25 protein-coding genes are annotated in these 26,599 nt (G+C 64.7%); 8 read left to right on the top strand and 17 right to left on the bottom strand.

The features are described 5' to 3' along the window. Positions 1–118: 118 nt before the first annotated feature. Entirely contained in the window at positions 119–1,708 is a 1,590-nt protein-coding gene (locus tag AAGA68_06375; GenBank protein MEM9384667.1) for a DUF3612 domain-containing protein, read from the bottom strand. A gap of 250 nt (positions 1,709–1,958) precedes the next feature. Here AAGA68_06375 and aceA point away from each other — a divergent pair, with 250 nt between their 5' ends. Beyond that, positions 1,959–3,260: an isocitrate lyase gene (gene aceA / locus AAGA68_06370; GenBank protein ID MEM9384666.1), complete on the top strand. Its 1,302-nt coding sequence runs from the start codon at positions 1,959–1,961 to the stop codon at positions 3,258–3,260. A gap of 229 nt (positions 3,261–3,489) precedes the next feature. Beyond that, the gene (locus AAGA68_06365; GenBank protein MEM9384665.1) at positions 3,490–4,443 is read left to right on the top strand and encodes a M23 family metallopeptidase; all 954 of its coding nucleotides are present in this window, start codon (positions 3,490–3,492) and stop codon (positions 4,441–4,443) included. Between the two features lie 32 nt (positions 4,444–4,475). Here the strand turns inward: AAGA68_06365 and AAGA68_06360 are convergent, their stop codons facing one another. Then, positions 4,476–7,421 (bottom strand): DUF349 domain-containing protein, encoded by a 2,946-nt coding sequence (locus AAGA68_06360; GenBank protein ID MEM9384664.1) that lies wholly within the window; start codon positions 7,419–7,421, stop codon positions 4,476–4,478. A 230-nt stretch (positions 7,422–7,651) separates the two neighbouring features. Here AAGA68_06360 and AAGA68_06355 point away from each other — a divergent pair, with 230 nt between their 5' ends. Then, positions 7,652–8,248 (top strand): sigma-70 family RNA polymerase sigma factor, encoded by a 597-nt coding sequence (locus AAGA68_06355; GenBank protein MEM9384663.1) that lies wholly within the window; start codon positions 7,652–7,654, stop codon positions 8,246–8,248. 4 nt (positions 8,249–8,252) lie between these two features. On the opposite strand, the gene AAGA68_06350 is transcribed toward AAGA68_06355, so the two are convergent. Then, the gene (locus tag AAGA68_06350) at positions 8,253–9,728 is read right to left on the bottom strand and encodes a hypothetical protein (GenBank protein MEM9384662.1); all 1,476 of its coding nucleotides are present in this window, start codon (positions 9,726–9,728) and stop codon (positions 8,253–8,255) included. Positions 9,729–10,049: 321 nt separating this feature from the next. Here AAGA68_06350 and AAGA68_06345 point away from each other — a divergent pair, with 321 nt between their 5' ends. Beyond that, complete coding sequence (locus tag AAGA68_06345) at positions 10,050–10,766, top strand: M23 family metallopeptidase (protein MEM9384661.1); 717 nt, start codon at positions 10,050–10,052, stop codon at positions 10,764–10,766. Between the two features lie 9 nt (positions 10,767–10,775). Here AAGA68_06345 and AAGA68_06340 read toward each other — a convergent pair whose 3' ends face one another. Beyond that, positions 10,776–11,069: a hypothetical protein gene (locus tag AAGA68_06340; GenBank protein MEM9384660.1), complete on the bottom strand. Its 294-nt coding sequence runs from the start codon at positions 11,067–11,069 to the stop codon at positions 10,776–10,778. A 145-nt stretch (positions 11,070–11,214) separates the two neighbouring features. Beyond that, positions 11,215–12,108 carry a DUF72 domain-containing protein gene (locus AAGA68_06335; protein MEM9384659.1) on the bottom strand — a complete coding sequence of 298 codons (894 nt, stop codon included), beginning with the start codon at positions 12,106–12,108 and terminating at the stop codon, positions 11,215–11,217. A 114-nt stretch (positions 12,109–12,222) separates the two neighbouring features. Between AAGA68_06335 and AAGA68_06330 the strand changes: the two genes are divergently transcribed. Both AAGA68_06330 and AAGA68_06325 read left to right on the top strand, forming a co-directional pair. Next, positions 12,223–14,070, top strand: coding sequence for an aspartyl protease family protein (locus tag AAGA68_06330; protein MEM9384658.1), 1,848 nt, complete (start codon positions 12,223–12,225; stop codon positions 14,068–14,070). Positions 14,071–14,081: 11 nt separating this feature from the next. After that, positions 14,082–15,014 carry a PDZ domain-containing protein gene (locus AAGA68_06325; protein ID MEM9384657.1) on the top strand — a complete coding sequence of 311 codons (933 nt, stop codon included), beginning with the start codon at positions 14,082–14,084 and terminating at the stop codon, positions 15,012–15,014. A 26-nt stretch (positions 15,015–15,040) separates the two neighbouring features. Here AAGA68_06325 and AAGA68_06320 read toward each other — a convergent pair whose 3' ends face one another. The 11 genes from AAGA68_06320 to AAGA68_06270 form a co-directional block, all read right to left on the bottom strand. Beyond that, entirely contained in the window at positions 15,041–15,310 is a 270-nt protein-coding gene (locus AAGA68_06320; GenBank protein ID MEM9384656.1) for an acyl-CoA-binding protein, read from the bottom strand. Positions 15,311–15,353: 43 nt separating this feature from the next. Continuing rightward, a complete protein-coding gene (locus AAGA68_06315) occupies positions 15,354–16,529 on the bottom strand; it encodes a hypothetical protein (GenBank protein MEM9384655.1) in 1,176 nt (391 codons plus the stop codon). After that, positions 16,526–17,011, bottom strand: coding sequence for a cytochrome c-type biogenesis protein (locus AAGA68_06310; protein MEM9384654.1), 486 nt, complete (start codon positions 17,009–17,011; stop codon positions 16,526–16,528). The genes AAGA68_06315 and AAGA68_06310 overlap by 4 nt, the downstream gene beginning before the upstream one ends. After that, complete coding sequence (locus AAGA68_06305) at positions 17,008–17,562, bottom strand: DsbE family thiol:disulfide interchange protein (protein MEM9384653.1); 555 nt, start codon at positions 17,560–17,562, stop codon at positions 17,008–17,010. Before AAGA68_06305 ends, AAGA68_06310 begins: the two co-directional genes overlap by 4 nt. Beyond that, on the bottom strand, positions 17,562–19,544 hold the full coding sequence (locus AAGA68_06300) for a heme lyase CcmF/NrfE family subunit (GenBank protein ID MEM9384652.1): 1,983 nt from the start codon (positions 19,542–19,544) through the stop codon (positions 17,562–17,564). Before AAGA68_06300 ends, AAGA68_06305 begins: the two co-directional genes overlap by 1 nt. Then, complete coding sequence (gene ccmE / locus AAGA68_06295; GenBank protein ID MEM9384651.1) at positions 19,541–19,978, bottom strand: cytochrome c maturation protein CcmE; 438 nt, start codon at positions 19,976–19,978, stop codon at positions 19,541–19,543. The genes AAGA68_06300 and ccmE overlap by 4 nt, the downstream gene beginning before the upstream one ends. Continuing rightward, on the bottom strand, positions 19,975–20,139 hold the full coding sequence (gene ccmD, locus AAGA68_06290; protein MEM9384650.1) for a heme exporter protein CcmD: 165 nt from the start codon (positions 20,137–20,139) through the stop codon (positions 19,975–19,977). Before ccmD ends, ccmE begins: the two co-directional genes overlap by 4 nt. A 4-nt stretch (positions 20,140–20,143) precedes the next feature. Next, complete coding sequence (gene ccmC, locus AAGA68_06285; protein MEM9384649.1) at positions 20,144–20,980, bottom strand: heme ABC transporter permease CcmC; 837 nt, start codon at positions 20,978–20,980, stop codon at positions 20,144–20,146. Positions 20,981–21,105: 125 nt separating this feature from the next. Continuing rightward, on the bottom strand, positions 21,106–21,771 hold the full coding sequence (gene ccmB / locus AAGA68_06280; GenBank protein ID MEM9384648.1) for a heme exporter protein CcmB: 666 nt from the start codon (positions 21,769–21,771) through the stop codon (positions 21,106–21,108). 16 nt (positions 21,772–21,787) lie between these two features. Beyond that, positions 21,788–22,402, bottom strand: coding sequence for a cytochrome c biogenesis heme-transporting ATPase CcmA (ccmA, locus tag AAGA68_06275; protein ID MEM9384647.1), 615 nt, complete (start codon positions 22,400–22,402; stop codon positions 21,788–21,790). Between the two features lie 35 nt (positions 22,403–22,437). Then, positions 22,438–23,058: a hypothetical protein gene (locus tag AAGA68_06270; protein MEM9384646.1), complete on the bottom strand. Its 621-nt coding sequence runs from the start codon at positions 23,056–23,058 to the stop codon at positions 22,438–22,440. Between the two features lie 677 nt (positions 23,059–23,735). On the opposite strand from AAGA68_06270, the gene AAGA68_06265 reads away from it, so the two are divergent. Then, positions 23,736–24,092 (top strand): hypothetical protein, encoded by a 357-nt coding sequence (locus AAGA68_06265; GenBank protein ID MEM9384645.1) that lies wholly within the window; start codon positions 23,736–23,738, stop codon positions 24,090–24,092. A gap of 25 nt (positions 24,093–24,117) precedes the next feature. On the opposite strand, the gene AAGA68_06260 is transcribed toward AAGA68_06265, so the two are convergent. Next, positions 24,118–25,083 carry an alpha/beta hydrolase gene (locus tag AAGA68_06260; protein MEM9384644.1) on the bottom strand — a complete coding sequence of 322 codons (966 nt, stop codon included), beginning with the start codon at positions 25,081–25,083 and terminating at the stop codon, positions 24,118–24,120. A 160-nt stretch (positions 25,084–25,243) separates the two neighbouring features. Between AAGA68_06260 and AAGA68_06255 the strand changes: the two genes are divergently transcribed. Continuing rightward, a complete protein-coding gene (locus AAGA68_06255) occupies positions 25,244–26,590 on the top strand; it encodes a lipopolysaccharide biosynthesis protein (protein ID MEM9384643.1) in 1,347 nt (448 codons plus the stop codon). Positions 26,591–26,599 lie beyond the last annotated feature (9 nt).

Here is a 26,599-nt window from a genome sequence, read left to right as displayed (position 1 = left end):
GGCGACCGGTCGCGAGCGCGCGATCGGTGGATTCACAGCTATTGCTTGGCGGCCCGTGTGCGCCGTCACACAGCGGCTGGCTGTAAGGCTAACGGAAAAATTGAGTTGGCCGCGGCGGCTACACCTGTTGACCGTGGACCTCACTCAGGATCTCCTCACGCACACGCTCCAACAAGGGTCGAGGCTGCGGCGGCCGATTCCCCTGGCAGGGCGTGCTGCGCGGACAGTGCGAGTTTCGTGCGCAGATAACGTTGGCGGGCCGGCGCAGTCCATGGCGAACCCAGCCGATGTTCAGGACACGAGCGGCGCGGGCCAACTGGTCAGCCGCAGCGTCCGGCACGGGTGCTTCACCGCCCGCCGCGTAGCACGCCTGCGCGATACTCGAAATCACCGATTGCGCATCACCGTCCTGCGTCTCTAGGGCAGGCCCTAGGTCGACTCCCATGCAGATGACGTGGCGATTGCCAGCGGCGTCCTGCGATTGGTGCGTCTCGCACGCATACAAGCTGCGTTGCCCCTCGTGCTCCATGATGCTGATCTGTGCGAAGGGCGTGCGATCGGCGGCCCGAATCACGCGGAACACAGCCCACTGGCGGCAGGGGTTGAGCACCATGCGCATATTCCCCCACGGCAAGGCGATGCCGTTGCCTCGATACACATGGCGCAGCTGTCCCTCATCGTAGGCATCCAAGTAGTGCCAGTGCTGATACGGCGACACGGCTGTCGCACGGCGCATCAACACGGACAGGGTGAGATCCAAGCGCTCGACGCCCACCTGCATGTCGTATTCGTGGCGCTGCAGGAAGTCACGGTAGGCCGTTCGTGGGCAAAGCAGCGCGTCAGCGAAGAACCCGCACTCGAAGTCGCGCCAGGCGAACAGCACCTCCTCGGAAGCGATACCATAGGCGTCTTGCAAAGCGGAGCCGCCGCCCCAGCCACCCGTCGTATGGAAGGAGCGCTTGCCATCGCCTCCGTGCAACACCTGATGGCCGATGTGGGTGGCCACGTCGTACTTCACGCGTGCGGGAGCACGCTCGAGCTGACGATTGAGGTAGATCGTGTGCGGCGGATCGAAGAACGACCGTACCAGGGCGCGATGGGCAGCCCCCTGCTCCTGACTCCCGGTGTCGAAGGGCGACCGGTCGAACCAACGAATCCGTAAACCGACCTCATCGGCTAGCGCGAAGAGATCCTCGGTCTGCAGCGCAAAGCGCTTGCCGCCCACCGACTCGGCCGCCCGTTCTAGGTCGGGAAGGCTATTGTGCCGCGCCTCCTGGAAGGAGCGGATCAGCAGCTGAGCAAACTGATAGCCAGTCGTACCGGTTTGACTGAGGAGCTCGGGGATGGCGCGTTCCAGCTGGCCCTCGGAGAACAGGGCCCGGGGTTCGAGGTTGAAGCTGGTCAGCACATTGGCTGGACTCGCGCTTCGCGCACGGCCATCTGCTTGGGTGGGCTCGCTGGCGTTACCAGACTCGTCCAAGAACCATGAGGCGGGCTTTTGGAAGGCGTCGGCCAGCAGGTCGAGCAGGGCTCGGGAGGGTACCCGCTTGCCGGTCTCGATCATGCTCAAGTAGGACACGGACGGTGCGTTGCCAGGGTCCAAGCGTGCACAGCGCGTGGAGACCTCCTCCAAGGTCCAGGCGTGCCTTTTGCGTAGGGTCCGAAGCTTGGCGCCCAAAAAATGCGCGCGTCTTAGGAGCGTCGACATCGTCAATCCGACCTGTTTCTGCGACCGATGTCCCGCTCCAGCATAAGTATCGTTGGAGCGACTCACTGGTGTTGATGAGCGTATATCAGTGAAATTTACACTGTGAAATTTTCAATGTGAAGTTTTTTCCCCAACAGCAGTAAGCTCACTCAGAGAACGTCGCATGTACACCGGCGCGTGCCCGCCTGTGCGACTGCCTCTCAACCCGATGCCCTGCTGGTCCCTCGAACCCCCTTGGAGCCGAAGCCCCATGACCAACCCCACCCCCTCCCGTGAAGAGCAAGTCCGCCAACTCGAAGCCGAATGGCAGGAAAATCCACGATGGAAGAGCGTCGAGCGCCCCTACAGCGCTGAGGACGTCGTCAAGCTTCGTGGCCACGTGCAGATCGAGTACAGCCTCTCGCGCCTGGGTGCAGAGAAGATGTGGGCACGGATTCATGAGGACCAGCCCTTGTGCGGGCTCGGTGCAATGACGGGCAACCAGGCCATCCAAGAGGTACAAGCCGGCCTACGGGCGATCTACTGCTCTGGATGGCAGGTCGCTGGCGACGGCAACAGCGCCGGGGAGGTGTATCCGGATCAGAGCCTCTACCCCGTGGACTCGGTGCCCAAGATGGTCGAGCGCATCAACAACGCCCTCCTGCGCACCGATGAGATCTACGCCCTGAATGGCGATAGCTCCGTGGACTGGTTGGTTCCCATCGTGGCCGATGCCGAAGCGGGTTTCGGCGGCAACCTGAACGCCTTCGAGCTGATGAAGGCAATGATCAAGGCCGGCGTGGCAGGCGTGCATTTCGAGGACCAGCTGTCCTCGGCTAAGAAGTGCGGGCATCTTGGCGGCAAGGTGCTAGTGCCGACGCAAGAGGCTATCAACAAGCTCGTCGCCGCACGGCTTGCGGCGGACGTGATGGACGTGCCCACGCTCGTCATCGCGCGCACGGATGCCGACGCGGCCAATCTTCTCACGTCCGACATTGACGATCGCGACAAGCCGTTTCTCGCCGGCGGTCGCACCCACGAGGGTTTCTTCAACGTCAACAACGGCCTGGACCAGGCGATCGCGCGTGGCCTCGCCTACGCTCCCTACGCCGACCTGATCTGGTGCGAGACCTCGAAGCCCGATCTCGATCAGGCGCGTCGTTTTGCCGACGCCATTCACGCCGAGTACCCCGATCAGCTGCTCGCCTACAACTGCTCGCCTTCCTTCAACTGGAAGAAGAACCTAGACGACGACACTATGCGGACCTTCCGCGAGGAGCTGGGGCGCATGGGTTATAAGTTCCAATTCATCACCCTCGCCGGCTGGCATAACCTCAACCTCGGCATGTTCGAACTCAGCCAGGCCTACGCTAAGGACGGCATGTACGCCTACTCGCAGATGCAACAGCGCGAGTTCGCCCAAGAGGAGAACGGCTTCCGGGCCACCAAGCACCAGTCTTTCGTCGGCACCGGCTACTTTGACGCTGTGCAGAGCGTGGTGACTTCGGGTACATCCTCCACCACCGCTCTGACCGGTAGCACGGAAGAGGCGCAGTTCAAGACCGCCAGCTAGCGCAGCCGCCGCAGGCCCGGCCGGTGGGTCGTATCCGCACCGGCGGGCCTCTGTGACCTCTCCTTCCGCTCGCCGCGGCTTGTGAGCGGGCCATCAGTTCTCCTTGATTCTGCTCGATTTCGCGACCCGGTTCCTCGTTGCCGGGCGTGCCCCGTGACAGGCTGAAGGCTGAGCAGTCGTGTGTCCGCTGAACCACGGCCCTGCCTTGCTTTGAGCGGAGAGCGTTCGGATGAAAGTGATGCTGGTCACTGCCCGTGGGGCGCGAACCCGACGGTTCGACCTACGTAGGCCGGGTGAGGCGCTCCGCTTCACGGGCTTCGTGGGCCCCCTAATGCTCTGCGTGTTGGCTGTCTCTTTCGCCGCAGGCATGCTGGCCCAGGCCCACTGGTTCAACAGCACCCAACACCAGCTACACCTTTCACTAGCTGAAGCACGCGAGCACCTTGACGATCTGCGCGTACTTCGCGCTGGCGAGCACGAGGCCTTCTCACGACAGTTGGGCGAGCTGCAGGCGCGCATGCTGCGCCTGGATGCGCTAGGCAGTCGCCTTGTTCAGCAAGCCGCCCTAGACCCCGCCGAGTTCGACTTCGCCCATAGCCCCTCTCAGGGCGGTCCGGCTATCGGATGGATTGAAGCCCCTGAAGAGTCCAGCGGTCTTGAACAGCAGCTGTCGAGCGTTTTGGACAACGCCGGTAAACAAGAGCTGCAACTTTCTGCGCTCGCCGATCTGTTGCAGACGCGGGCCGTCGTCGAGGCTGCTACCCCCGAGGGGATGCCGGTAGCGAGTGGCTGGATTTCCTCTTTCTTCGGTCGCCGAAACGATCCCTTTACCGGTCGTCGCGCGCACCATCGAGGCGTTGACTTCGCCGGTCGGGAAGGCTCTCCAATCGTGGCGGTGGCTTCGGGTGTAGTGGTCTTCTCAGGGCCCCGCTACGGCTATGGCAACCTGGTTGAGATCAACCACGGCGCTGGCCTGGTCACGCGCTACGGCCACAACCAGAAGAACCTCGTCGCCGTGGGTGCGACCGTAGAACGCGGTGAGAAGATCGCGCTGATGGGGGCGACTGGCCGTGCTACCGGCCCCCACCTTCACTTCGAGGTTCATCGAGACGGTCTCGCGGTGGACCCCTTAGCCTTCATCAACACTAAGCAAGGCCCGACCACCTCAGCGGTCGGCCAGTAAGAGAAGTATTCGGGACCTGCTGGTCCGCGCGATCAGCGACGCTTCGCCCCATGCGCTGCCGCGCTCACTCGCCCGAAGCGTGCCTCCAAGCTTTCATGATCCCGTGCCGCTACGGCGCCGAGCCCGTGCCAGCGGCGCAGTAGCCCCTCGATCTGAGCACTCGATGGCTTGTCTGTGCCGCTCATCGATGCCTGCAGGCGGTCGATCTGGAATGCCATGCGTTGAGCCTTTAGATGGGCGGGTGAGTCCACACCTGTCGCGATCTCAAGCTCCAGGCACAGCTGTTCGCGGTCCCGAAGCGTATCGGCGAGCGAGTTCCGCAGGGTCTGCGCCGCCGCCTCATCGCCGCGGGCGCATGCCAAGGCTCGCTCGTAGCGGGTCACCACTGCACCGAGGCCCTTGTCGGCGGTATCCTCCAACGCGTCCCACTGGCTGCTGACCGAATCTGCCCTTTCGGCGAGGTCCGACACGTTGGCTAACACGGCCTGTTCCAGCTGAGCTGCGAGGGCCGCCCGCTCGGCCAGCGCACTCAGACCTTGCAGCTGGCGAGCGTCGCGGCGCTGGCGGCGGGTGGCGTCGACACCATCGCAGGCCTTACGGTAGCGAGCCTTGAGTGCGCCCTCTTTGGCGCGTGGAACCTCACCTGCGTCCGCGTACGCCTTGCGCGCCTCGCCGTAAGCCCGCACCAGTGAGTCTTCTCGGCCTCGGTCGTCGTCCCGAAAACCGAGGGAAGCGAGTTGCGTAGCGAGCGTCTCGATTTGCTCACAGGCCTGTTGTGCACTCTTTAGCGCATCATCACGCGCTCCCTGGGCCACTTCGCGCTGCTCGCGCAGGCGCTCGAAGATGCGATCGCAGGCAGCGCGAAAGTCGGTCCACAGGGCCTGCTCAACCTTGCGAGGGCCGCGCACGAGAGGCGACCAGTCGGCTTGCGCGCGTTTGGCCTGATCGGCGGCTCCACGAAGGTCATCGCGTTCAGACAATTCAGTGAGGGCCTTCACCACCTGGCGGCGCCGCTCCAACTCGCGCTCACGGATCGGGACCAAGCGGCCATCGAAGACCGCGCGGATCTTGTCGTGGCGCGCCATCAACGGTTTGTTATCACGTCTGTTCACTGGGCCGACGCCACGCCACTCGCGGCGAAATTGCCCAATCGCCTTGTCGAGGCCACGCCAATCGACCTCGCCTTCCCAGTCCGTGCCGACAGCCAAGCTTTCCAACCGCTCTACCAGCGCCACCTTGAGCGCCAAATTCGCATTGCGTTGGTCCGCCTCCGCCGCGAAGTGCTTGCGGCAGGGCTCGTAGGCCTTGGTGCACGCGGTGTTGAAGCGCCCCCATAGCGCCTTGGTTGCACCGCCCTCGGTCTTGTCTAGCTTTTTCCAGTTCTCCCGGTAACCGCGAATCGTCCGAGCCAGGGCCGCGGGATCTTGCGGCTCGCTCGTCAGCAGCTGCTCGACTTCATCGCAAAGGCGCTCGCGGGCCCGATCGGTGCTCCAGCGCCGCCAGGAACGCAGTTCGTTGAGCTTCGGCCCCGTGCTGGCGAGACGCTCTCGGGCCGAGCGGATGGTGGCATTGCCGCGGGCCTTGCCAAGTTGTTCGCTCAGCACTCGGGCGGCGTCGAAGGCCGCAGTTGCTGGCTTGAGCTCGCCGGCTGCAATGTGCGCGTCCGCTTGATCGAGGCGCTCGGCGAGTTGATCAAGGCGCTTGGCTAGCTCCGCCGGGTCGATAGCGCGGTCAGGGCCCTGCTTGGCGGTCTCCTCGCCGACCCCGCCCTCGGAGTTGCTGCCAGCGTCCGACGTGGTGCCGCTATCGGCGCTATCGCCTTCGGGGATGGGATGCAGCGCGTGGTAGCGTGCAGCCAGGGGATTTAGCAGGTTCTCGCTCTTAGGCTTGTCGAGCGCCTCCCAGGCGCTCGCAAGGCACGCATCGATGACCTCCCCCTGCCCCTCGCGTTCGGCGAGCCACGTCTGGAGTATCTCGGCCCGACGCTGGTCTTCCACTCGGGCCGCTCGCGCGGCCTCCAGCCGTGTGGCCGCGTCGTCGAAGGCAGCGAGACCGTAGTCGGGGCCGGCGGCATCGCTTAGGACACGCCACTGCTCCCTCAAGCTGGCGATTTCCGTGGCCCCGATTTGGGCGCTTGAGGCAGTCGTTTCACGGTCCATCATCGCCAGGATGTCGTCCGCTCGCCGCCGCGCCTCAGCGCGTCCCGTAAGGCTGGCCTGAATGCGCGCGCGAGCCCCTGCGTAGCGGGCTCTAGCCTCGGTGAAGTCGTGCTCGTCGGCGCTTGCCCATCGCTCCCATTCCTGATCGACCTTGAGGTAGGCGGCGGTATCCACCGCATCGAGGCCCGACTCGGCAAGACGATCGATCTCCGAACACAAGCGGTCGGCTTCTTCCGCGCGCTCTCGCGCTAGGCGCGCCGCATCGGCACGTTCCCGCGCCAGTCGAGCAACCCCCTTATCGCGATTGCGGGCCGAGCGTGCGATTTCCTCCAGCAGGGACTCCTCCTCGACACGTTCCAGAGCCGCGCTACGAAGTTGCCCCGCGGGATCCGTCGCAGCCACCTGCGCCAGCAACGCCTGCTTTGTGACCAAGGCCAGGGCCGCGGCGCGCAGGGGAGGGTCGCTGGCTTGCGTCAGCACCGCTTCGACAAGGCTCGCGTCCCCGGCCCCGGCAAACCGCGCCATGCAGGCTGCTCGAGCCGAGTGTGCTTCTGCGGACGGGGCCGCGGTGCAGAGCACCTCGACTAACCGTTGCTTGGCGTGCGCTCGGGTCTGCGAGTCCACGTCGGCCTCAGCGGCCTGACTAAGCACCTCAAGGGAGTTCAGCTTGGCGAGGGCGGCGCGGCGAACGGCGGCGGCGGCGTCGCGCAGGGCAACGTCAGCTAGGCGCGGGTCGTCGACGTCTAGCTCGTCGACCGCCTGCAAGCGTAGCTCCGGTTCAGGGCTTTGAAGTTTAGAGCCGAAGATCTGGCGAAACATGTTGTCAGTCCGTCCTTGGGCGAAGGGGTCACGAGACGTGTTCTTTGACGGCGGCGGAGTATAGCAATCCGCTCCGACGAGGAGATGACAGCGCCGCGAAGCGTCTTAGAAGAACCGCGACATTTGACAGGAACCACTGGACGTCACTCCAAACAGCGGTATTCTGCGGCGGCGACGGCGACGCCCCGGGGCAGACGGCCCCCCCTCGCCTGGAGTAACGTAGTGCCCTCATGAGCGATATCGACACGGACAGCAACGAGGAACGGCGGGACGAGGTCACCCAACTGCTCGGCGCATGGCGCGCCGGGGAGTCGGCAGCGCTCGATCGCCTCGCCCCCATTGTCTACGACGAACTGCGCCGCCTGGCTCGTCACTACATGTCCCGGGAGCGTCCGGGGCATACGATGCAAGCTACGGAAGTCGTCAACCAAGCGTTCGTGCGCATGATGAAGGTGGATGTTTCCTGGCAGGATCGCGCACACTTCTTCGCCGTTGCCGCGCGCATGATGCGTCGGATCCTGGTCGACCATGCCAAGGCCAAGCACCGGGTCAAGCGCGGGGGCAACGAGACCACGCTCCATATCGACACCTCAATGCAGATCGCCGTGGCCGAGAACGTGGAGCTGCTCGCCTTAGACGAGGCGCTCACCCATCTGCAGCAGCTCGATCCGCGCAAGGCCGACGTGGTGGAGCTGCACTTCTTTGGCGGGCTTACCTACGATGAGATCGCCGAAGCACTCTCGATCTCGCCGGCGACGGTCCATCGCGAGCTGCGCATGGGCCGCGCCCTCTTGCACGCTACCCTCACCGCCGCGGACGAGGACTGATCGCTCACCGCGGCCACTGCTCTACGGCCCCGTCGGGCCCCGCCAGGTAGTGCACTATTCGGTGGTTGTTCGTGTCCACCAGCAGGACGCGATCGACGTCTTCGGCATAAACACCCATGGGCTCGCACAGAGGCGCCAAGCGCCCGGACCAGGCGGGCATGTCGATCACGCCGTCTCCTCGTAGGGCGACTTGCATCACTCGATCGTTGTAGCAGTCGGCCACCAACAGCGTGCCTTCGACCCACGCGATGCCTAGCGGGTACTGTAGGTGGTAAGGACTTCTTGCAGCGGCGGGTGCCGGGTCCTCAGCAGGCTGGGCCAGGGTGCTCACGCGAGCCGTTTCATCGAGCGTGAGGGAGCGCACCAGGCCGCTGTCACTGTCGGTGAAGAACAGGCGATCTCCCGACTCCTCTAGGGCCAAGTGCGCCGGTTGGGAGAGTCGAGCACCGCCTCCGGGGCCATCCTGCGTACCCGCCTCGCCGGAGCCTGCTAGGCGCCGGACGCTATCGTCCATGCAGTTGTAGACGCCAATCTGGTGGCTACCTGCGTTGGCAAAGTAGATCGAGGCGCCGTCGAGTTCCAGATCCCACGGTGAGGAGAGCGCGCTGCTGAGGGCGTTGCGTGGCTCGCGCGGTAATCCGTACCCGCGCCGCCCCGTGCCCGCTACGGTGGTGACCCTATGTTCTGTCACGTCGATGCGCCGGATCGCGTGATTCCCCGTGTCTGCCACGTAGATCGCGTCACTGCTGCAGACGAGGCCGTGGGGACTGTAGAAGCACGCCTGCGCGGCGCTGCCGTCGCGGTGGCCTGGCACGCCGGCGCCGAACCGCGCTTGTTCCACACCTGAATCGTCGAGCAGCACGACTTGATGGTGACCGCAATCGGCGACGGCCCAGCGTTGCCCGGCTCCGGGGAGCGGCTTGATCACCGTGGGGAATCGCAAGGCACCGTGAAACATGGGTGTCGCGAGCGCTGGCGCGGCGCCCACGCGCGGGCCGAGGATTCGCACTGGGCCCGTGTCGCCCACCTCGCCATCGCCTCGAAGTTCCTCCAGTACGCTGCGTAGTCGCCGCACGTCGGGTTCGCCAACGTGTCGCGAGAACGCGCCATCGGCGCGTAGGGAGACGAGCGTGGGCAAGGTATCCACGGCGTAATCACGGCGTAGTTCGCCGCTGCGGTCGTGAATGACGGGCATCCTCACGGACAACCTCGCGATCGCCCGACGCACGTTCTGCACGTCGCGTTCCCGGTCGAAGCGCGGGGAACACACGCCAGCGACCAGCACCTCAGTACCGAAGGTAGGCAGCAGCTCGTTGAGCAGGCGCAGGGTCTGCAAACATGGCACCGAGCTGCTCGAGAAAAAGCACAGGAGGACGTCGCGGCCAGCGAAAGCTGGTCGTTCGTGTCCCTCGAGGTTGATCCAGTTCAGAACTCCTGGATCGGGCTGCTTGCGCACATGGTCTGGAAAGTAAGCTGTCACGGACCTGCGCCGCCTCGTGCGGTGGGGTGAATCGGGTGCTGGCCTAGGGCGGTACCGAAGCACGTGGGGCCACGAGCCTCATCATATCGGATATTTTGGGGAAAGTTTCCCAATCTGGAGGTACGGGTGGCGATCCGCAGGTCCCGAGCGGCGAGTCTCGCGTCAGCGTCCTGGTGCTGCGCAACCTTAATCGCAGGTTCCCTGGCGGCTCAGGGTGCAGATCTATATCGGTACCAGGATGAGCAGGGGAACTGGCATTTCTCAGATAAGCCCCCGGCCGACAGCGAGGCGACGCGCCAAACGCTGGGTCGGGGCTCAACAATGCCAACGCTGGACATGCGCCGTCTGGGCGCAGACTCCGTGGAGCTCACAAACGGGTTCGCGATACCAGTGCAGGTGCTGGTGGTGGCAAGCAACGGACGGCGCTTCGGCGCGGTGATTGGAGCACTTACCACCCAGACGCTTGCGATTGAAGGCGTTCCAAATGACGCCACCTTGGAACACGCCTTCCAGCTAGGCGATCCCGAGGCGGAGCACCGACCCACTCGCCTCTACCGTGTTCCATTCGCCGCATCCTCCCGCCATCGGGTCAGTCAGGGCTTTCATGGCCGCATCACCCACCTGGACCCGTCGAGCACCTACGCAGTAGACATCGCCATGCCCATCGGTACGGGCATCATGGCCTCGCGGGAAGGAGTCGTCGTGGAGATCGCCTATGCAAACTTCGCCGGCTTAGCGGATGCACCGACGCGCCCACCGCCGGCCAATCTTGTGCGCATCGCACACGACGATGGCACCTACGCAATCTACGTTCACCTCGATCGCGCGTCCGTGCGAGTAAGACCGGGACAGCTAGTTCGGCGTGGCGAATTGATCGCCGCCTCGGGGAACACGGGGTTCAGTACCGGCCCCCACCTGCACTTCGCCATTCTGCGCAACGCCGGTGGGCAGACCGTATCAGTCCCCTTCGAATTCGAAGGCGCGGCGGGCACGGCTGTCATCCCGGAGCAGGGAGCGTGGCTGACGGCCTACCCATGACGTGGCAGCTCACATGCTCTTGAGCATGGCCTTAAGGGACAGCTTGCGCGGCAGGCGCTTCACGCCATCCACCACCTTGGCCTGGGAATGGCGTGCCTCAGACTGCCACTTCTCGAAGGCCTCCCAGCGAGGACCGCCGCCCGGCGCTCGACGCGTGCACGACCAGGGGTCACTTTCACCGCCGCGATTGAGCTTGCTGAAACCATCTTCCGTGAGCAAAAAATTCACGCGCGTGCGTTCCTTCACGCGACGTTCGCTTGGGTTTGCCGGCGCACTTGGCATGCCTTTGGACTGCTGGTTCATCAGGAGGACTCCGCGTCGGTTCGGGATGAGAGGGCCCGCCTACGCGTGACCCGATGTCTGCCTTACCGTAATCAGCAGAAGCCTCGGGTACGCAGACGCAGTTAACATTTTCATCCGCGCTTCGACATAGCGGCGATTGTGTGTCCTAGAGTAGTGACATCTGCCCAGCGGTCGGCCCGATCTCCTCGCCAGGCCATGGCGCGAGCGTTCCGACGTCCGCACTGTTCTCATCGCTCACGGCCACTAGCGCGTCGTGGAACATGCGGGCGAAGGTCGGACTATGTGCGTTGTTTGGGCAGTGCATGAACATGAGTGGCCGCTTGCCTGCGCCAAGCCAGTCCCGAACAATGCGTGCCCAATGCGTGAGCCAGGGGCGGGTGACCGTTGGATCAGGGTGGGCGATGAAGCGCACGATCGGCGTTTGCGTGAGCGCTATTGGTCGCACGGGCAAGTTCGGCTTGGCATGCGCAGCGGCTAACACATCTGGATGGTTCCCATCGCCACTTCGCATAGGTCGGGAATCGAGGATGATGCGCTCGACCCCGAGCGCCTGAAGCTGCTCGTCCACTTCATCGGCCAGAAGCTCGTCGTCAAAGAAGCGGCGCTGACGTAGCTCGACCGCGTAGGAGAAGTCCTCCGGCAGCCCCTGAACAAACTCGAACAGCACCTCAAGTGATCCGGGGCCAAAGGAGGCTGGCAGCTGAACCATCAGGGGGCCCATCTGGCCACGAAGTGGGCGTAAGCGATCAATAAACGCGCGCACCGCCGGCTCGCACGCGCGCAGGCGCGCATCATGGGTCACGGAGCGTGGGAACTTGAAGCAGAAGCGAAAGTGCGTTGGAACCTGCGCCAGCCACCGCGCGACGGTGCTGGCCGAGGGGGTAGCGTAGAAGGTCGTGTTGCCTTCGACGGCATTGAAGACGCTAGCGTATTGGCGAAGGTAGTCGCCCGGCGTGCTCCCGGCGCGGTACAGTCCGCCCTCCCAATCGGCGAGGGCCCAGAGGGGGCAGCCAAGGCCGTAGGGCAGAATCGGGCTCACCAGCCCCTGGCTCGCAGCAGCGTTGTGGACCCTTCTCGTGCGGGCGTGGTCGAAGCCTGGAGATGTATAGACTGCCGGCGCAGCCCGCGCAGGCTCGCTTGAGGAAGACCGATCATGGCGAGAGCATACCTGTCGCTCGCGCTGCGCAGTAACCCATTCCCGATGCGCCAACGTGGCTCGCTCCGCAGCCACTTGCTGATCCTGCTGCTCGGCGGCGCGCTCGGGATTGCGGGCATGTGGTGGTCGGCCAGCCTCGGCCTTTGGGTGCCAGACCCGACAGCACTCCCCGCTGAGGGCGTTGCGCGCGCGGGATCGCCGACGACCCGCGAGAATCCCGCCGCTCGCCTCGGGCGGTTGCCATCCGTGCTTGAAGTCACCGTGAGCTACGCGGACAGCGCGCCGGCGCGCCTGCCCGCGATAACCGTCGCTCTGAACAACGGGCGCCTCGCAGTGGTGATGGCCCTGCCTGCCCTGATAGACGCCACTAAGGTGCTCGTTCCCCTAGGGCGCGGGCGAGCCCTGCGCTTGCGCGAGGTGCTGGCCGTGGCGCCCGAGGCGCAGTTGGTAGTGCTGGCCGCTGACGATCCGCAGGCCAACATCTCTCTCGCGGGCCTGAATCCGTCTGCCGAGCCTGGCGCCGGTTTACACCTCGGACGGCCCCTCTCGCTGTTGGGGCTAGGAGACGCTCGTGAGGCCGCCTACGTGGACTCGTCGGCCCAACGCAGCACGCTCGGTGGATACTGGTACGCCCTAAGCCCAGCGGCCTCTGCCGTGGGCGTTCCTGCCGCGATCGTCGATGAGCGCGGTGATCTGATCGGTATCGCTGTTCACTCCCCCGTTGACGATGCTGCGCCGGGAGCTCGGGCGGGGCTTGACCTGCAGGCTCTGAGGGCTCTACTCGCCCCCGATCCCACACAAGCCATCGCCCTCGAGACCTTCGTTGGCAGCTTCTTCGATCGCGATGATATCGGTCGGCTGCTCAGCGTCGAACGCGCGGCGCGCGCTAGCGACTGGCAAGCGGTGATCGCTGCCGGCTCCGAACTCATGTACCTATCCTATCCAATCGCTGATCGGGTACGCCCCCTCTTGGAGGAGGCTTTCCAGGTACGCATCGCAGATGCGCTAGCACGTCCGGGAGGAGCCCGCCTCGCCGAGAACGCCCTCGGCCAGGCTGCGGATCTACTCGGATGGAGCGCGTCGCGTCGGGTGCTCGCGGCGCGGGTCGCCCGCGCGCAGGGAGATGTCGCGACCGCCCTAGGCCAGCTAAACTCGGCTCAGCAAGAAGCCCAAGGCGACCTGCAAACGCAATCCAGCCTGCGCGAAGCAGCGCGTCGACTCCTAAGCGACCTTCTGGCAGGAGGCCAGGTCAATGCGGCGCAGGGCGAAGCCCTATTGCGAGGGCAGCTTAAGTGGGACCCAGACCACGCGCATTACCATGCTGATTTGGGTCGCTTGCTGTTTGAACAGGGGCGCTACCGTGACGCTCTGCTAGCGCTCTATCGCGCGCGCGCGCTGGACGGTGCCCGTTACGGAAAGGAGTTCGCATCCCTGATCGCGCTCGCCGAGGAGCGCCTGTATGCGCCGAGCGTTACGGTAGTACCTGTATTCAATCAGGGCGCAACTCTGTTCGTCAACGGCACGATCCCGGGGACGTCCGGTACCTATCGCTTCATCCTGGACACGGGCGCGAGCATTACGGCTATCTCTCCACGCGTCGCGGCTCAGCTTCCGGGGCTCGTGAGCCGCGGTACCGTTCGTTTGACCACGGCGAACGGCGAGGTGGACGCGCCGCTGGTCACCCTTCCCACCCTGGATGTGGCAGGAGCGCGCGTGGCCCAGCTAGACGTGGTCGTGCTCGACTCCCTCGCCAGCTACGATGGACTACTCGGCTTGTCCTTCCTCGATCACTTCAATATGGAGCTGGATCGCAACCGCAACGAGATGACCCTGCGCTTGCGCTAAGGCAACGCCCGATGACGCAGAACACACTCACCTACACACTTACCCGGCAGGTACTGCCAACACTCCTCGCCCTGCTCATGGGCATTGTGATCGGCGGCCGCTTCGCCGGTGGCGATGACGATGGGTTCACGGGCTTCTCCTCAGCGAACAGTTTCGATGATCGCTCGGCGCGTGCGCCCTGGGAGCCAGCGAGTCGGTCCGATATAGAGCCTTCAGACGACAGTTTGAGTGCCCTAAGTCAACGGCTTAGCGAGGAAAGGCGCGCACGGCAACAGCTCGCTCAGCAGATCGCCTCGCTCCAGGAGCAGGTGGAGGCGCTCGAAGAGCAACTCACGAGTGCGACCCCTACCCTCGATGCGGATGCCCTGGCGGAGGCGGCTCTGTCGCAAACCCTAGCGGAGCTAGAGTCTTCTGTGGCGACCGGCAGTCCGGATGACCGCCAGTTGCGACGCTTCATCGACGCCGGCTTCCCGCCCGATCGGGCCGCCGATCTCAAGGCCCGCCAGGACGAATTGTCCCTGAAGCGCCTGTTCTTGCGCGATCAGGCGCGCCGGGAAGGGTGGATGGGATCGGAGCGCTACCGCACGGAGCTGGCGCAGATCAACGAAGGCGTGGAGCAGCTTCGCTCTGAGCTCGGTGACAGTGACTACGATCGCTTTCTCTACGCTACCGGCCGCCCGAATCGCGTGCTGGTGCGCACGACCCTAACCGGCGGCCCGGCACAGGAAGCAGGCCTGCAGCCGGGCGATGCGATCTTGAGCTACGACGGCGCGCGCGTTTTCGACACGCGTTCCCTGGTCACGATGACCCAGGGCGGCTCCTTCGGTACGCCCACCTCCATCGAGGTTGAGCGCGATGGCGAGCGCCTCGTACTCTACATTCCGCGCGGCCCCCTGGGCCTGAACATGCGCTCGACGACGCAACGCCCGGAGGAAGGGGGCTAGGCCCCGACCAAGGCGCGTCGGCTCCCCTAGGCCCCGTAGGTGCTGATCAGCGACTTTGCGGTGCTGATGTAGCTTCGCATCGCATCGTCACGGTCCAAGCCGCTGATCTTGGCCCAAGCGTCGTACTTGGCGCGTCCGACGAAGTCGAGCATGCCCGGACGGCTACCGCTCACGTCTCCTGAAGACGCTTGCTTGTACAACGCGTACAGCTTGAGCATTTCGTCATCACTCGGCCGCTTGGTCAGCGCCTTGACGTCTTGCTGCGCCTGTTCGAAGGCCTGTTCCAGTTCACTCACGGCGGATCCCCTTAACTGCTCTTGCTCAACCGTATCCGATAGCTTACCTAGTCACCTGGTCGATGGTCACGGTGATGATCTCTCCCTCGCTCGCGGAGACCTGCTGGCTACCCCACAGGTCACCGGGAGAGGCCATCGCGTTTCCGCTCGCCGACACTCGCGCTACCACCTCTACTTCGTTAGCAGAGGAGATCCCGCGCCCGGGAATCATCGCGTTGGCATCGCTCAGTTCGAGCTCGATGGGCAGCTCAGAGCTGCGCCGGCGCACCACCGCAAGGGGGGGGCCGCCGCCGCCCGGCGTTCGGGCGATCACGAACAGCACCTGATCTTGCTCGGCGAGTTGCTCGCGAAGACTCTGCGCTAGCTCCACGCGTACCTGTAGGCGACCACTCGCATCGCCAGCCTCAGCTCCCTGCGGAGATGCTTTTGAGGGGCTCGCACCCTCCCCTGCCTCAGGCCCGCTGGCGGCCGTCATGGCCTCTCGGATCTGCGCGGGCGGCGGTGCGTTGCGCGCAGCGAGCTGGCTCGCCATCGCAATACGCTGCTCGAGGACCTCTCGCATCTGGCTCGGTTCGGCCATTTGGGGCGCCGCGAGCAGCCGTTCCCAACGCCCTTGGGCAGTGCCGTACTCGCCCCGTTCAAACGCGCCGAGGCCACCCCACCACAGGGCCCGTGGGTTGTTAGGTAGGGTGTCTAGGGAACGTTCGAGCAAGTCGCCCGCTTCGCCGAGCAGGGTCCGTTGATCGCTGAGAATCATCGCCTCCGCGTACTCCGCTGCCACGTCGGCGGTGAGCTGCGCGTCCGCACCCACCGCCACCTGGCGGTACGCTTCGCGAAAGGCCTGTTCCGCGCCGTCGACGCGACCGAGGTTGAAGTAGGATCGACCCAACAGGCGCCATTCCTCGAGGCTACCGCCGTTGCTGCGCAAGCGCTGGGCGAGCGCCTCGACGATATCCGCCTCGCCTGCGCCGCTCGCTGCGGCGTCCTCCGCCGCGGCCCGCATGGTCTGCGCCGTGCGGGCCGTGGACCAATCGAAGTTGCTTAGTCTGGGGTATGACAGCAGCACGATGACGGGGACCAACACCAGCAACACGCCGGCGGTCACCGCCTTACCCCCTCCTCGTGCTGCGCCAGCGCGCAGTACTGGTAGGATAACGAGGCATACGGCAACGCCCGTCATGAGCAAGACGAGCCCGAGAAAAACTGGGTTGATACTCACCTGTCCCCGTCGGCCTCGTCGACACCGCCCACCGCCCGTGGCTCGTCATCGGGCTCTAGGGCGCTGAGGTCAGCGCCGACGGCGATGCGTCTTCGCACGGTTCCCGCTACTACCACTGCCCCAGCGCCGAGCAGCAAGATGGGCGCCAGCCACAGCACTGCCGTACTCGCATTGAAGGGTGGACGGTAGAGCACGAACTGGCCGTAGCGCTCCACCATATATTCCAAGATCTCCGGGTCACTGCGCCCTGCGATGAGCATCTCGCGCACTTTGAGGCGAAGATCCTTAGCGATGCCGGCGTTCGAGTCGCCAATCGTCTGATTCTGACACTTCACACAGCGCAGCTCTTCCGTGAGGCGATCGTAGCGCCCCTGGAGCTCCGAATCCTCGAAGGGCATATGCTCGTCGATAGCGAGTGCCAACGGCGGGGCTGACAGGAGCACGCTGGCGAGCGCGCCCAATGCCACCATCCTAATCCTCATCGATCGCTCCGCTGCGCCTGCGCCGCGGTGCCCTCGCCGGCCTCGCGCATCGCGGGCAACAGTACCTCTTGCCAGAGCGCCTCGGTGATCGGGCCAATGTGCTTGTAGCGAACAACGCCCTGCGCGTCGACGACGAAGGTCTCGGGAGCTCCGTACACTCCCCAGTCGATGGCGGCCTGACCAGCGCGATCCGCCCCCGTGAGGATGTAGGGGTCGCCGAGTTGCGTAAGCCAACGCTTAGCCTGGGCGTCGTCGTCCTTCCAATTAATGCTGTAGATAGGTATCCCTGCCTCCGCCATTCGCATAAGCACCGGGTGCTCGGTCTGGCAGCCCGGGCACCAGGTGCCCCAAACGTTCACCAGAGCGACACGGCCGGTCAGATCCGCTTCGCTGAAGGTCACGCTCTCATCGTGCAGGGAGGGCAAGCGAAAAGTGGGGGCGGGCCTACCGATGAAGGGCGATGGCAGTTCGCCTGGGTCGCGCTGCAGTCCTGCCCATAAAAATCCGGCGAGTACCACCAAGGCCACCACGGGAGCGTAGAAGCGAATCATCAGCTCGACGCCCTCTGCTGTCCGGCGCTTACCGCAGTCGCTGGGCGAGGCGCGGCGCCAGGGGAGCGCGATGCCGTTCGGGCACGGTAGCGCCGATCGCAGGCCGCCACCACGCCGCCGATCGCCATCAGCAGCGCACCGAGCCAGATCATTCGGATCATCGGTTTGAACTGTAGGCGCACGCTCCAGGCCGATGCCCCGAGGTCTTCGCCAAGCGCCGCAAACAGATCGCGCGCAAGGGTGCCGTCGATGTCCGCTTCGGTCATCGGACTCTTCTGCACGCGGTACACTCGCTTTTCCGGATACAGGGTAGTGATGACATCGTCACCGCGCAGCACGGTAACCGTGCCGACAACGGCTTCGTAGTTCGGCCCTTGCGAGGGCACCACCCCATCGAAGCGGAAACCGAGCTCGCCGATCTCTTGCACCTCTCCCACCTGCATGGCCGTATCCAGTTCGACGCTATAGCTCTTGGTCACGGCCACACCGATCGTGAATACCCCAACGCCGATGTGCGCAAGAGTCATGCCGAGTACTGTGGCAGGCACGCCGCGTCCCCGCCGGAAGCGCGTCAGCGGTTCGAGCAGCGCAGAGAACACGATCCACAAGCCCATGACGATAGCGAAGACGGTGAGCGCACCGATATGGCCGAAGACGAGCCAGGGCACGGCGATGCCCAGCACCACGGCCAGTCCAAGGGGCCATCGCAGGGTGCGCATGAGGTCTTCCTGGCGTGCCTTCTTCCACGCCGCGTGCATGCCCACGGCTAGGATCGTGATTAGCGGCGCCATCGCGATGGCGAACCCATACTCGAAGTACGGCACGCCCACGGAGATCTTCTCGGGCCCGAAGGCCTCGTAGAACAGGGGGAACAACGTACCGAGCAGAATGACGGCGGTGGCCACCACCAGCAGCAGATTGTTCACCAAGATGAAGGTCTCACGCGAGGCCACGGCGAATCGCGCATCGGAGTCCAGTTGGGGAGCGCGCCATGCGTAGAGCACCAACGCACCGCCGACGACGAGCACTAGGAACAACAGGATGAACGTGCCGCGCGCTGGGTCGGATGCGAAGGAATGCACGGACACCAGCACGCCCGAGCGGACGAGGAAAGTGCCGAGTAGGCTCAGGGAGAACGCGCTAATGGCGAGTAGCAAGGTCCAACTCTTGAACAGTCCACGCTTCTCGCTCACCGCCAGGGAATGGATGAGCGCCGTGCCCGCCAACCAGGGCATGAAAGAGGCATTCTCCACCGGATCCCAGAACCACCAGCCGCCCCAGCCCAGTTCGTAGTATGCCCACCAGCTGCCGAGGGCGATGCCGACGGTCAGAAAGGCCCAAGCGATCGTGGTCCAGGGCCGTGTCCAGCGAGACCAGGCGCTATCGAGGCGACCCTCGAGCATGGCGGCGATGGCGAAGGCGAAGGCGACCGCAAAGCCTACGTAGCCCGTGTACAACATGGGGGGATGTATAGCGAGTGCTGGGTCCTGTAGCACGGGGTTTAGATCTCGTCCCTCGAGCACCCCGGGTGGCAATCGCACGAAGGGATTGGAGGTCTCCAGGGTGAATAGGGCGAAGCCTACGCTGATGAGGCCCAGCACACCTAAGACCCGCGCTGAGTAGGTCGCTGGCAGGTGCACGCTGAAGGTAGCGACAGCAACTGTCCACATGCTGAGCACGAGAATCCAGAACAGCAAGGAGCCTTCGTGGGCGCCCCAAACTGCCGCGACTCGATAGGGCACAGGAAGGGCCGTGTTGCTGTTCGACGCAACGTACTGCACCGTGAAGTCGTTCTGAACGAAGGACCAAGTGAGGGCTGCGAAGGCGAGTGCGACAAACGTGAATTGCCCGAAGGCTGCGGGCCGAACCGCTGCAATCCACTCCGGCCGACCGCTTTGGCCGCCGGCCAGTCCTAGCAGCGCCTGCACGAGCGCCAGGGCCAGGGCAAGCACTAGGGCGAAGTGGCCTAGCTCTGGGATCATTCGCCGCGCGCCTCGCGAGCCACCTTCATGCTCTCAGCGACCTCCGGTGGCATGTAGCTCTCGTCGTGTTTCGCCAGCACCTCGTCAGCGAGAAACTCACCGTCCGCGCCCACGGTGCCGTGCACAATGATCCCCTGCCCCTCCCGGAACAGGTCAGGCAAGATGCCCTCGTAGGTAACGCGCACCTCCTCAGCCGTATCGGTTAGGACGAAGCTGAGCGCCAACGACCCCTCCTCGCGCTCTACGCTTCCCGCGGTGACCATGCCTCCCACGCGCACCCGACGATCGGCGGGGGCCTCGCCATTGACGATTTGCGTGGGGCTGTAGAAGTAGAGCAGGTTCTTTCGGGCCGCCACCAAGCCGAGGGTCGTGGCGGATACCGCACCTAGCAACACGAGGGCTACGGCGAGCATCCGCTGTCGTCTAGGGGTCATCCTCTGTCCCTCTCCAGCTGCGCCCGTCGACGCAAACTGATCAGCATCTGTCGATGGCCACGGTGGGCCGCCCAGACGTTTAGGGCGATGACCACGGCGGAGACGCTCACGGCGCTCCAGACGTAGCTCGCGTAGCCGCCCATCGCTAGAAACTCGTTCATCTCATCAGGCTCCCGGCGCGCCGCTCGGCTGCTGGCTGGTCTGTGTGGGGTTGGAGGCGGCGGGCGGCGCCGGGTTCCGTACCGAGCCATCACTCGTCGCCTCGCCCTCAGCTAGTACCAGCGCTTTGACCCAGGCCTTTTGGCGTTCACGGCGCAGCACTTCCGTGCGCACCCGCACGCAGACAAGCGAAGCGAATAGCAACGTATAGCCGAGTGCCATCATCACAAGGGGCGTGGCCATGCTGGCTGCGATGCGCGGACCGTCGTTGGTCACCAGGGTGGCTGGCTGGTGTAGGGTTCGCCACCATTCGACTGAGTAGTGGATGATCGGCACGTTCACCACACCGACGATGGCAAGCACCGCGCTGGCGCGGTCCGCTTGACTCACATCATCGAATGCCTCCCGAAGGGCCAGGTAACCCAGGAATAGAAAGAGCAGAAGAAGCTCGGAGGTCAGGCGAGCATCCCAAACCCAGAACGCACCCCACATGGGTTTGCCCCATATCGCGCCTGTCACCAATGCGAGGAAGGTGAAGGAAGCACCGAGCACGGCGCAGGCACTCGCCACGGCGTGAGCTAGCTTCATGCGCCAGATCAGGCCGATCGCCGCGAGCACCGCCATGTAGGTGTACGCGAATAGCGACAGCCAGGCGGCGGGCACGTGCACGTAGATGATGCGAAAGCCCTCGCCCATCTCCTCATCGGGCGGTGCCAGCACCAAGCCTCCGTAGAGCCCTGCCGCGATTAGTAGCGCCGCGCCCCAGCCGAACCACGGCGCCCAGGCGCCGGCGATCCGGTAGAAGTGCGGCGGCGAGCCAAGCTTGTGAAACCACTTCCACATAAATCCACTCTCCACGGGCGCCCCAGCGCCCTGCCCGCGCGAAACCCCCCAATTGTATGCTTCGCCAGGAGCCCGCACCAAACGACGCCGTCGGCGAATGTCGACCACGTCCGACGCGCGAATACTCAGTCCAGATGTATACGTAGGGCGGCCCCGATCGCGAACGGAGTGACGCATGCCAGAAACGCCAGGAGCGCCGCCAGCCACAGGAGAACACCCTCTGGCGAGAGACCGATCATGGCTTGTTCGATGGCGCGCGTGCCCAACAACAGGGTGGGCACCAAAAGGGGTACGATCAAAATCGCAATCAACACCCCGCCACGGTGTAGCCCCACCGTGAGGGCAGCGCCAACGCCGCCGAGCAAACTCAAGATCGCGGTGCCAAGCAATAGGGCCAGCATCACGATCGGTACCGCCGATGCCGGCACAAAGAAGGCTCCTGCGCCGAGGGGGCTGACCAGCACCAGCGGGAGTCCCGTGAGCAACCAGTGGGCGAGGACCTTGGCGAGCGCCAACCACCAAAGCGGTTGAGGTTGTAGAGCCATCTGCTCGAGGCTGCCATCGTCGAAATCGGCTTGGAATAGGGTTTCCTGCGATAACAGCATGGCGAGCAGGGCGGCCACCCATACAACCCCGGGTGCAATGCGCCGCAACAGCTCCTCTCCAGGGTCGAGACCGAGGGGAAACAGCACTAACACGACGGCGAAGAATACCAGCGGATTCACTAGCTGCCCCGGTCGCCGGAGGGCCAAGCGAAGCTCACGCTTGAGCACAGCGAGGAATGCGCTCATAGGGGCTCCGTCGGCCTCACCCAAGCGCCAGTTCGCGCACCGCAATGCCCGGTATCGAGAGAGGGTGGTGGGAGGTAATGATCGCAAGGCCGCCCGACGTGAGGTGCTGAGCGACGCGGCGATGTCCCCATTCACGGCCGGCCGTGTCGAGGTTCGAGAACGGTTCATCGAGAATCCACAGGGCCCCACGTGCCAGCAGGGAGCGGCAGATGGCGACGCGCCGGCGCTGACCGGCCGATAGCTGACGCAGGGGCAACCAATCGACGGCCGTCAAGCCGACAGCTGCCACGGCTTCGGCGATGTCAGCGGACGTGGCGCCTTGGGGACGCAGGGCGGCGGCGAAGGCGAGGTTATCGAGCGCACTCAGCTCTCCCTTCAGGCCGTCACGGTGACCGAGGTAGGAGAGCGCTGAATAAAAACCATAGGTCTTCTTGAACACATCGTCGCTACCCCAGTGCACCGTGCCGGTCTCGGGCCGACTCAAGCCCGCGAGCACGCGCAGCAGACTCGACTTGCCAATGCCGTTGGGGCCGGTGACGTGCAGCACCTCGCCTGCACGCACTTCGAAGCTCAGACGGGCGAACAACAGGCGATCGCCTCGCCAAAGCTCCAGCTCGGAGGCGCTCAGCACCTCAGCCGCAGCATCGTCGTGGGCTTCGCTTGCCGTCAGTTGCCAGTCTCCAATACCGCTGGCACGTTCAGCTTGCGGCTGCGCCAGAACTTGGTGCCCGTTACCTCGGCGACCACCAATAGGCCCGCATCGGTCAGCTGGTAGACGGCGACGCCGTTGATGAAGCTGGTTTCGGCGCCTGCCGAGTGGCGGCCAGCCACCACTGCGGCGCCGCCGCCAGCGCCCCAGCCACCGTTGACGAAGTCGGACATCGTCTCGTAATCACCGAAGAGAAACACCAGGCGCAGCACTTGCCCGCCGATGCCCAGATTTAGCCCCCCGGTTCCCATGTGCATGTATGTACGCAGGCCGGTCCCGCGATCGATGGCGACCCCCGTGCCGCCACCGCCGGTGACGAGCAGGGATACCTTGGTGGCGTCGAACACGGCGTAGCCGACGGAGCGATCGAAGAGGGCCTTAGCCTTTGGGCTCTCGCGGAACAAGCGGTTCAAGGTCTCCTCGGCCAACGCGTCCACCTTCGCGCGCTTCTCGGAGGCGGTGGCGAAGAATCCTGCCTGCGCCGGCTCCCCAGCAGCGAGCATCAGCCCTGCGCCGAGCAGCGCTAGCAGCAGCAGGCGGGAAATGGGCGCGCCGAGCGTCTGCAGTGCGCTCATCATGGATCTCCTTCCTGGTCATTCAGGCCGCGTAGGATACCGCAAGCGATCCGCCGCTCGCTGTGTTTAGCCACCGGCGCGGCGCTGACACGGAGCTCCGGTACACTAGCGCAGCCTATGGACATCGATACGGATCAAACTGCCGCCGGACGCCGCCGCCTGCGTCCCGCCCGCCTCGAGCGACGGCCAACGGCCTCCGTCTGCTGGTGGTCGGCGCATGCACTCCCGGCCAGCCAGCTGTTGGAACGCGGCGTCAACACTTCGCACCTGGCCGGCTCCGCGCGGGTAGGGTCATGGGTCGCGGCGGCGCATCGCCGTAGGATTCCCTGTGACCGCCCTCCTGCGCGTGGGGCGCACCCACGCGACCGTGAAGAGCAGCGGTTCATGAAAGTTCTCAAGACTCGGCAGCGGGGACTCCGTTCGGCCCAGGAGGTACCCAAGCCCTCGAGCGTGCTGGCTCCACGGGGTTGGCACGCGTGTCTAGGGGCGGGTGCTGGGCAAGGCGCTCCTCGACCTGGGTTCAGCCACGTCGACACCCGAGGCAAGCGCTCGGACGATTCCCTTGAGGGACCTGCCGCAGAGTACCCCTTGGCCTTGAGGAGCTGGTCCAAGTGCCTATCACGGGAATACCATCTGCCTGCTGTGCACCACCGACTCCACCGAAGAGGACGCTTAAGCTGATGAAAAACCGTCTCACCGTCGACTTCGCGCTCCCATGCGTGGTGCTCCTGTTACTGGGAGGCTGCACCCAAGAGACGCAGAACAACCTTGGCCGAGCCGTACAGAACTGGACAGGCACCGACGGCGTACTCGAGATATATGCGGGCGACAAGCTGGTTCGCCGATTCATGGGGATCGACAAGCTCACCACGGCGCGGGGCACAAGCGGCTCCCAGGCACGGCCCTACCGCTTTGGCTACGGCTATTTCGACGCCAACCTCAACGGGGCGATCGACGAGGATGAGCGGCGCAAGAAGGTGTACTTCGAGTTCAGCGACTACGCGACGTCGTACGTGTTCTACGAGGACCCGAACTGAGCGCCCAGGTTGGTCTGGGGAGGGCTCAAGGGGCGCCGGTGTCGAGGAAACTGTCGAGGCTGGCCGTGAACTCGAGTGGACGCTCGAAATGGGGCATGGCGCCGGTGGTGAATCTGCTGAAGTACCAGTTGGCCCGCTTACGAGCCCATTCTGCGTGAGAAAAGTCTTTGAAGTCGCCGCGGGTGCCGTGGGGAACCCAAACGGGCATGTCCAAGCCCTCGTAGAGCCGGCGCACATCCTTACTGAAGAGCCGACCGCTCAAGAAGGCGAGAGGCGCTCGGCTCGCGCCTTCCTGGCGCGCAGTGAGGTGATCGTAGTTGACCATGTCCTCGTCCACCTGATCGCTACCGTAGGTGCGCTGGAGAAAGTAGCGAATGGTCCCGGGGCGGGTCAGCGCGCGGTACAGCGGCTCACGCCAAAGGGGCGCGGCGAGCAAAGCGTGCATGCCTGGGATCTCCCGATTAGTCAGCGGTGGCCCGTTGGCCTGGGCGCCGAGGCGGTTAAAGCCCGTTGGGTTGATCAGCACGAGCTGACGAACCCGGTGTGGATGTTCGCTGGCGACTCGGGCCACGAACTCGCACGAGAGCGAGAGACCGATAACGTCCACTGCCCGATCGGGCAGGTCCTGGGCGATCACGTCCAGCATATCCAGCAGCGCCGTCGTGTAGAGCGTGACGTCGTACCGTCGCGCTGTACGCGAGGAGAATCCGAAGCCCGGCAGGTCGACGGCGTAGGTGCTGCGGGTGGACTGCAAATGCTCAAAGATCGGCCGCATCTCGAAGGTGGATGCCGCCGCATTGATGCTGTGGACCAACAATACGGGAGTTCCCGATCCGGCGTGATAGTAGCTGATGGGGCCGGCGCGACCATCGACCGTGAGGCGATTCGCGTCCACTGCGGGCGGCAGGGACCCGCCGTTAGCACCGGAGCCACTCATCTGTCCAAACGCCTCGCCAACCACGGCACTTGTGCCTCCTTCCGGCGTGCCCACGATTACGCAATCCTGTCGAAATTAGCATGCGAGTGGCCCGCTCGTATTGGCGACATGTCGACCACGTCACAACACACGCGCGAACCAGGGGCGGCTCCATGAAATCAGCCGTGTCGACTCGGCCGCGCGTGTCCGGTTGGGCGGTCCCGTGGGCCTCGCCTTGAGCAGGTTTCGCGCGGCGCTGAGCTTTCTCGGCAAGCAATTCAGCGAAGGGCGTGCAACCCGGGATCTTCTGTCGCTGCTCGGCGGCGTCATGGGCGCACGGGTCATCCAGGTGCTGGCGATCCCATTGATCACACGCCTCTTCGACCCTGCCGACTACGGACGGGTGAGTCTCCTGGTAGCCCTCGCCACCACCTTCAACCAAGCCAGTTCCTTGGGCTACGAAGGCGCGATAGCGCTGCCACGCCAGGGTCATGGGGCGCGCCAGGTTTCCCGCCTCTCTCTGTTGCTGCTGCTAGGCTTTTGCATAACGCTCGCCCTTATCGCTGCCCAATGGCCGGAGGCTTGGCGACCGGCTGGGCTCAACAGCGTGCCAGGCTGGTGGCTGATACTGGCCGCGATCGTCGGTTTGCTGGGCCTAAGCAACGTGCTGCAGGCGTGGGCCGTGCGCCGCAAGGCATTCCAGCGGATCGCGGCAAGTTCCTTGGCCCAGGCTGGGGTAACCAGCTCTGGGAGGGTCGCATGGGGCCTGGGTTTGAGCCCCACGTTCCTCGGGTTGTTGATGCCTTACGTGGTTGGCCTTGTGGTGCGCGCTTGGAGCCTCATTGGCGCGCCGAGCAGCAGCAACAGCCCCGCTCCTGGAGACCCGGTGGCAAACCCGCCACCGCCCGACCAAGCCGATCCATGGACGATCGGCGAGGCTGCGCGACGCTACGCGGCTTTCGCCCTCTTTGGCCTGCCCAGCACCTTGATTCGTTCGCTGACTCAGCGCCTACCCCTGCTGCTCATCGGCACGCTGTTCGCCCCGGCAATCGTCGGTTTCTACGCGGCAGCTCATCGCCTGGTCCTCACACCCGCGCGGGCGATTGGTCAGGCAGGCCGCCAAGTGGCCCTACCTAGAGCAGCGGGCCGTCGTCGTCGGGCTGAGCCGATGTTCTGGCCACTCGCGCGGGCGACAACCATCCTCGGACTGGCCGCCGTGGTGCCCTGCGCTTTGCTTTACGTAATCGGCGAACCACTGCTGGTGTTCGTGCTCGGTGATGGGTGGACCAGCGCGGGGCCCTACGCGCCGCCCCTCGCTCCCTGGGCGTTTACGATGTTTCTGACGGGGCCCACGAGTGCCGTGTTTCAGGCGCTGGAGAAGCAACGCTGGATGCTCGGGCTCTCCTGCGTGCGCCTGGCCCTGTTCGTCGTCGCCGTACTGTGGGCACGCGCGAGCGATGATGGAGACCCGCTGTTGCTGGTGGTGAGCTTGGCAATCGCCGGCGTCCTAGCCAATATGCTGCAGCTCGCACTCGGCCTGTGGCTGGCGTGGCGACACGACCAGAACTTGCCCTGCGCCTAGGACTCAGCC

The sequence above is a fragment of the Pseudomonadota bacterium genome (assembly GCA_039193195.1).
In the GTDB taxonomy this organism is placed as follows: Bacteria; Pseudomonadota; Gammaproteobacteria; order Steroidobacterales; family JBCBZW01; genus JBCBZW01.
The sequence above is the reverse complement of the archived record's forward strand: the minus strand, read 5'-3'. Positions and strand labels throughout refer to the sequence as shown.

Excerpts from the sequence above, each read along its gene's own strand:
- AAGA68_06375 (MEM9384667.1), bottom strand. The coding sequence starts at position 1,708 with ATGTCGACGCTCCTAAGACGCGCGCATTTTTTGGGCGCCAAGCTTCGG.
- aceA (MEM9384666.1), top strand. The coding sequence starts at position 1,959 with ATGACCAACCCCACCCCCTCCCGTGAAGAGCAAGTCCGCCAACTCGAA.
- AAGA68_06365 (MEM9384665.1), top strand. The coding sequence starts at position 3,490 with ATGAAAGTGATGCTGGTCACTGCCCGTGGGGCGCGAACCCGACGGTTC.
- AAGA68_06360 (MEM9384664.1), bottom strand. The coding sequence starts at position 7,421 with ATGTTTCGCCAGATCTTCGGCTCTAAACTTCAAAGCCCTGAACCGGAG.
- AAGA68_06355 (MEM9384663.1), top strand. The coding sequence starts at position 7,652 with ATGAGCGATATCGACACGGACAGCAACGAGGAACGGCGGGACGAGGTC.
- AAGA68_06345 (MEM9384661.1), top strand. The coding sequence starts at position 10,050 with ATGCCAACGCTGGACATGCGCCGTCTGGGCGCAGACTCCGTGGAGCTC.
- AAGA68_06340 (MEM9384660.1), bottom strand. The coding sequence starts at position 11,069 with ATGAACCAGCAGTCCAAAGGCATGCCAAGTGCGCCGGCAAACCCAAGC.
- AAGA68_06330 (MEM9384658.1), top strand. The coding sequence starts at position 12,223 with ATGGCGAGAGCATACCTGTCGCTCGCGCTGCGCAGTAACCCATTCCCG.
- AAGA68_06325 (MEM9384657.1), top strand. The coding sequence starts at position 14,082 with ATGACGCAGAACACACTCACCTACACACTTACCCGGCAGGTACTGCCA.
- AAGA68_06310 (MEM9384654.1), bottom strand. The coding sequence starts at position 17,011 with ATGAGGATTAGGATGGTGGCATTGGGCGCGCTCGCCAGCGTGCTCCTG.
- AAGA68_06305 (MEM9384653.1), bottom strand. The coding sequence starts at position 17,562 with ATGATTCGCTTCTACGCTCCCGTGGTGGCCTTGGTGGTACTCGCCGGA.
- AAGA68_06300 (MEM9384652.1), bottom strand. The coding sequence starts at position 19,544 with ATGATCCCAGAGCTAGGCCACTTCGCCCTAGTGCTTGCCCTGGCCCTG.
- ccmE (MEM9384651.1), bottom strand. The coding sequence starts at position 19,978 with ATGACCCCTAGACGACAGCGGATGCTCGCCGTAGCCCTCGTGTTGCTA.
- ccmD (MEM9384650.1), bottom strand. The coding sequence starts at position 20,139 with ATGAACGAGTTTCTAGCGATGGGCGGCTACGCGAGCTACGTCTGGAGC.
- ccmC (MEM9384649.1), bottom strand. The coding sequence starts at position 20,980 with ATGTGGAAGTGGTTTCACAAGCTTGGCTCGCCGCCGCACTTCTACCGG.
- ccmB (MEM9384648.1), bottom strand. The coding sequence starts at position 21,771 with ATGAGCGCATTCCTCGCTGTGCTCAAGCGTGAGCTTCGCTTGGCCCTC.
- AAGA68_06270 (MEM9384646.1), bottom strand. The coding sequence starts at position 23,058 with ATGATGAGCGCACTGCAGACGCTCGGCGCGCCCATTTCCCGCCTGCTG.
- AAGA68_06265 (MEM9384645.1), top strand. The coding sequence starts at position 23,736 with ATGAAAAACCGTCTCACCGTCGACTTCGCGCTCCCATGCGTGGTGCTC.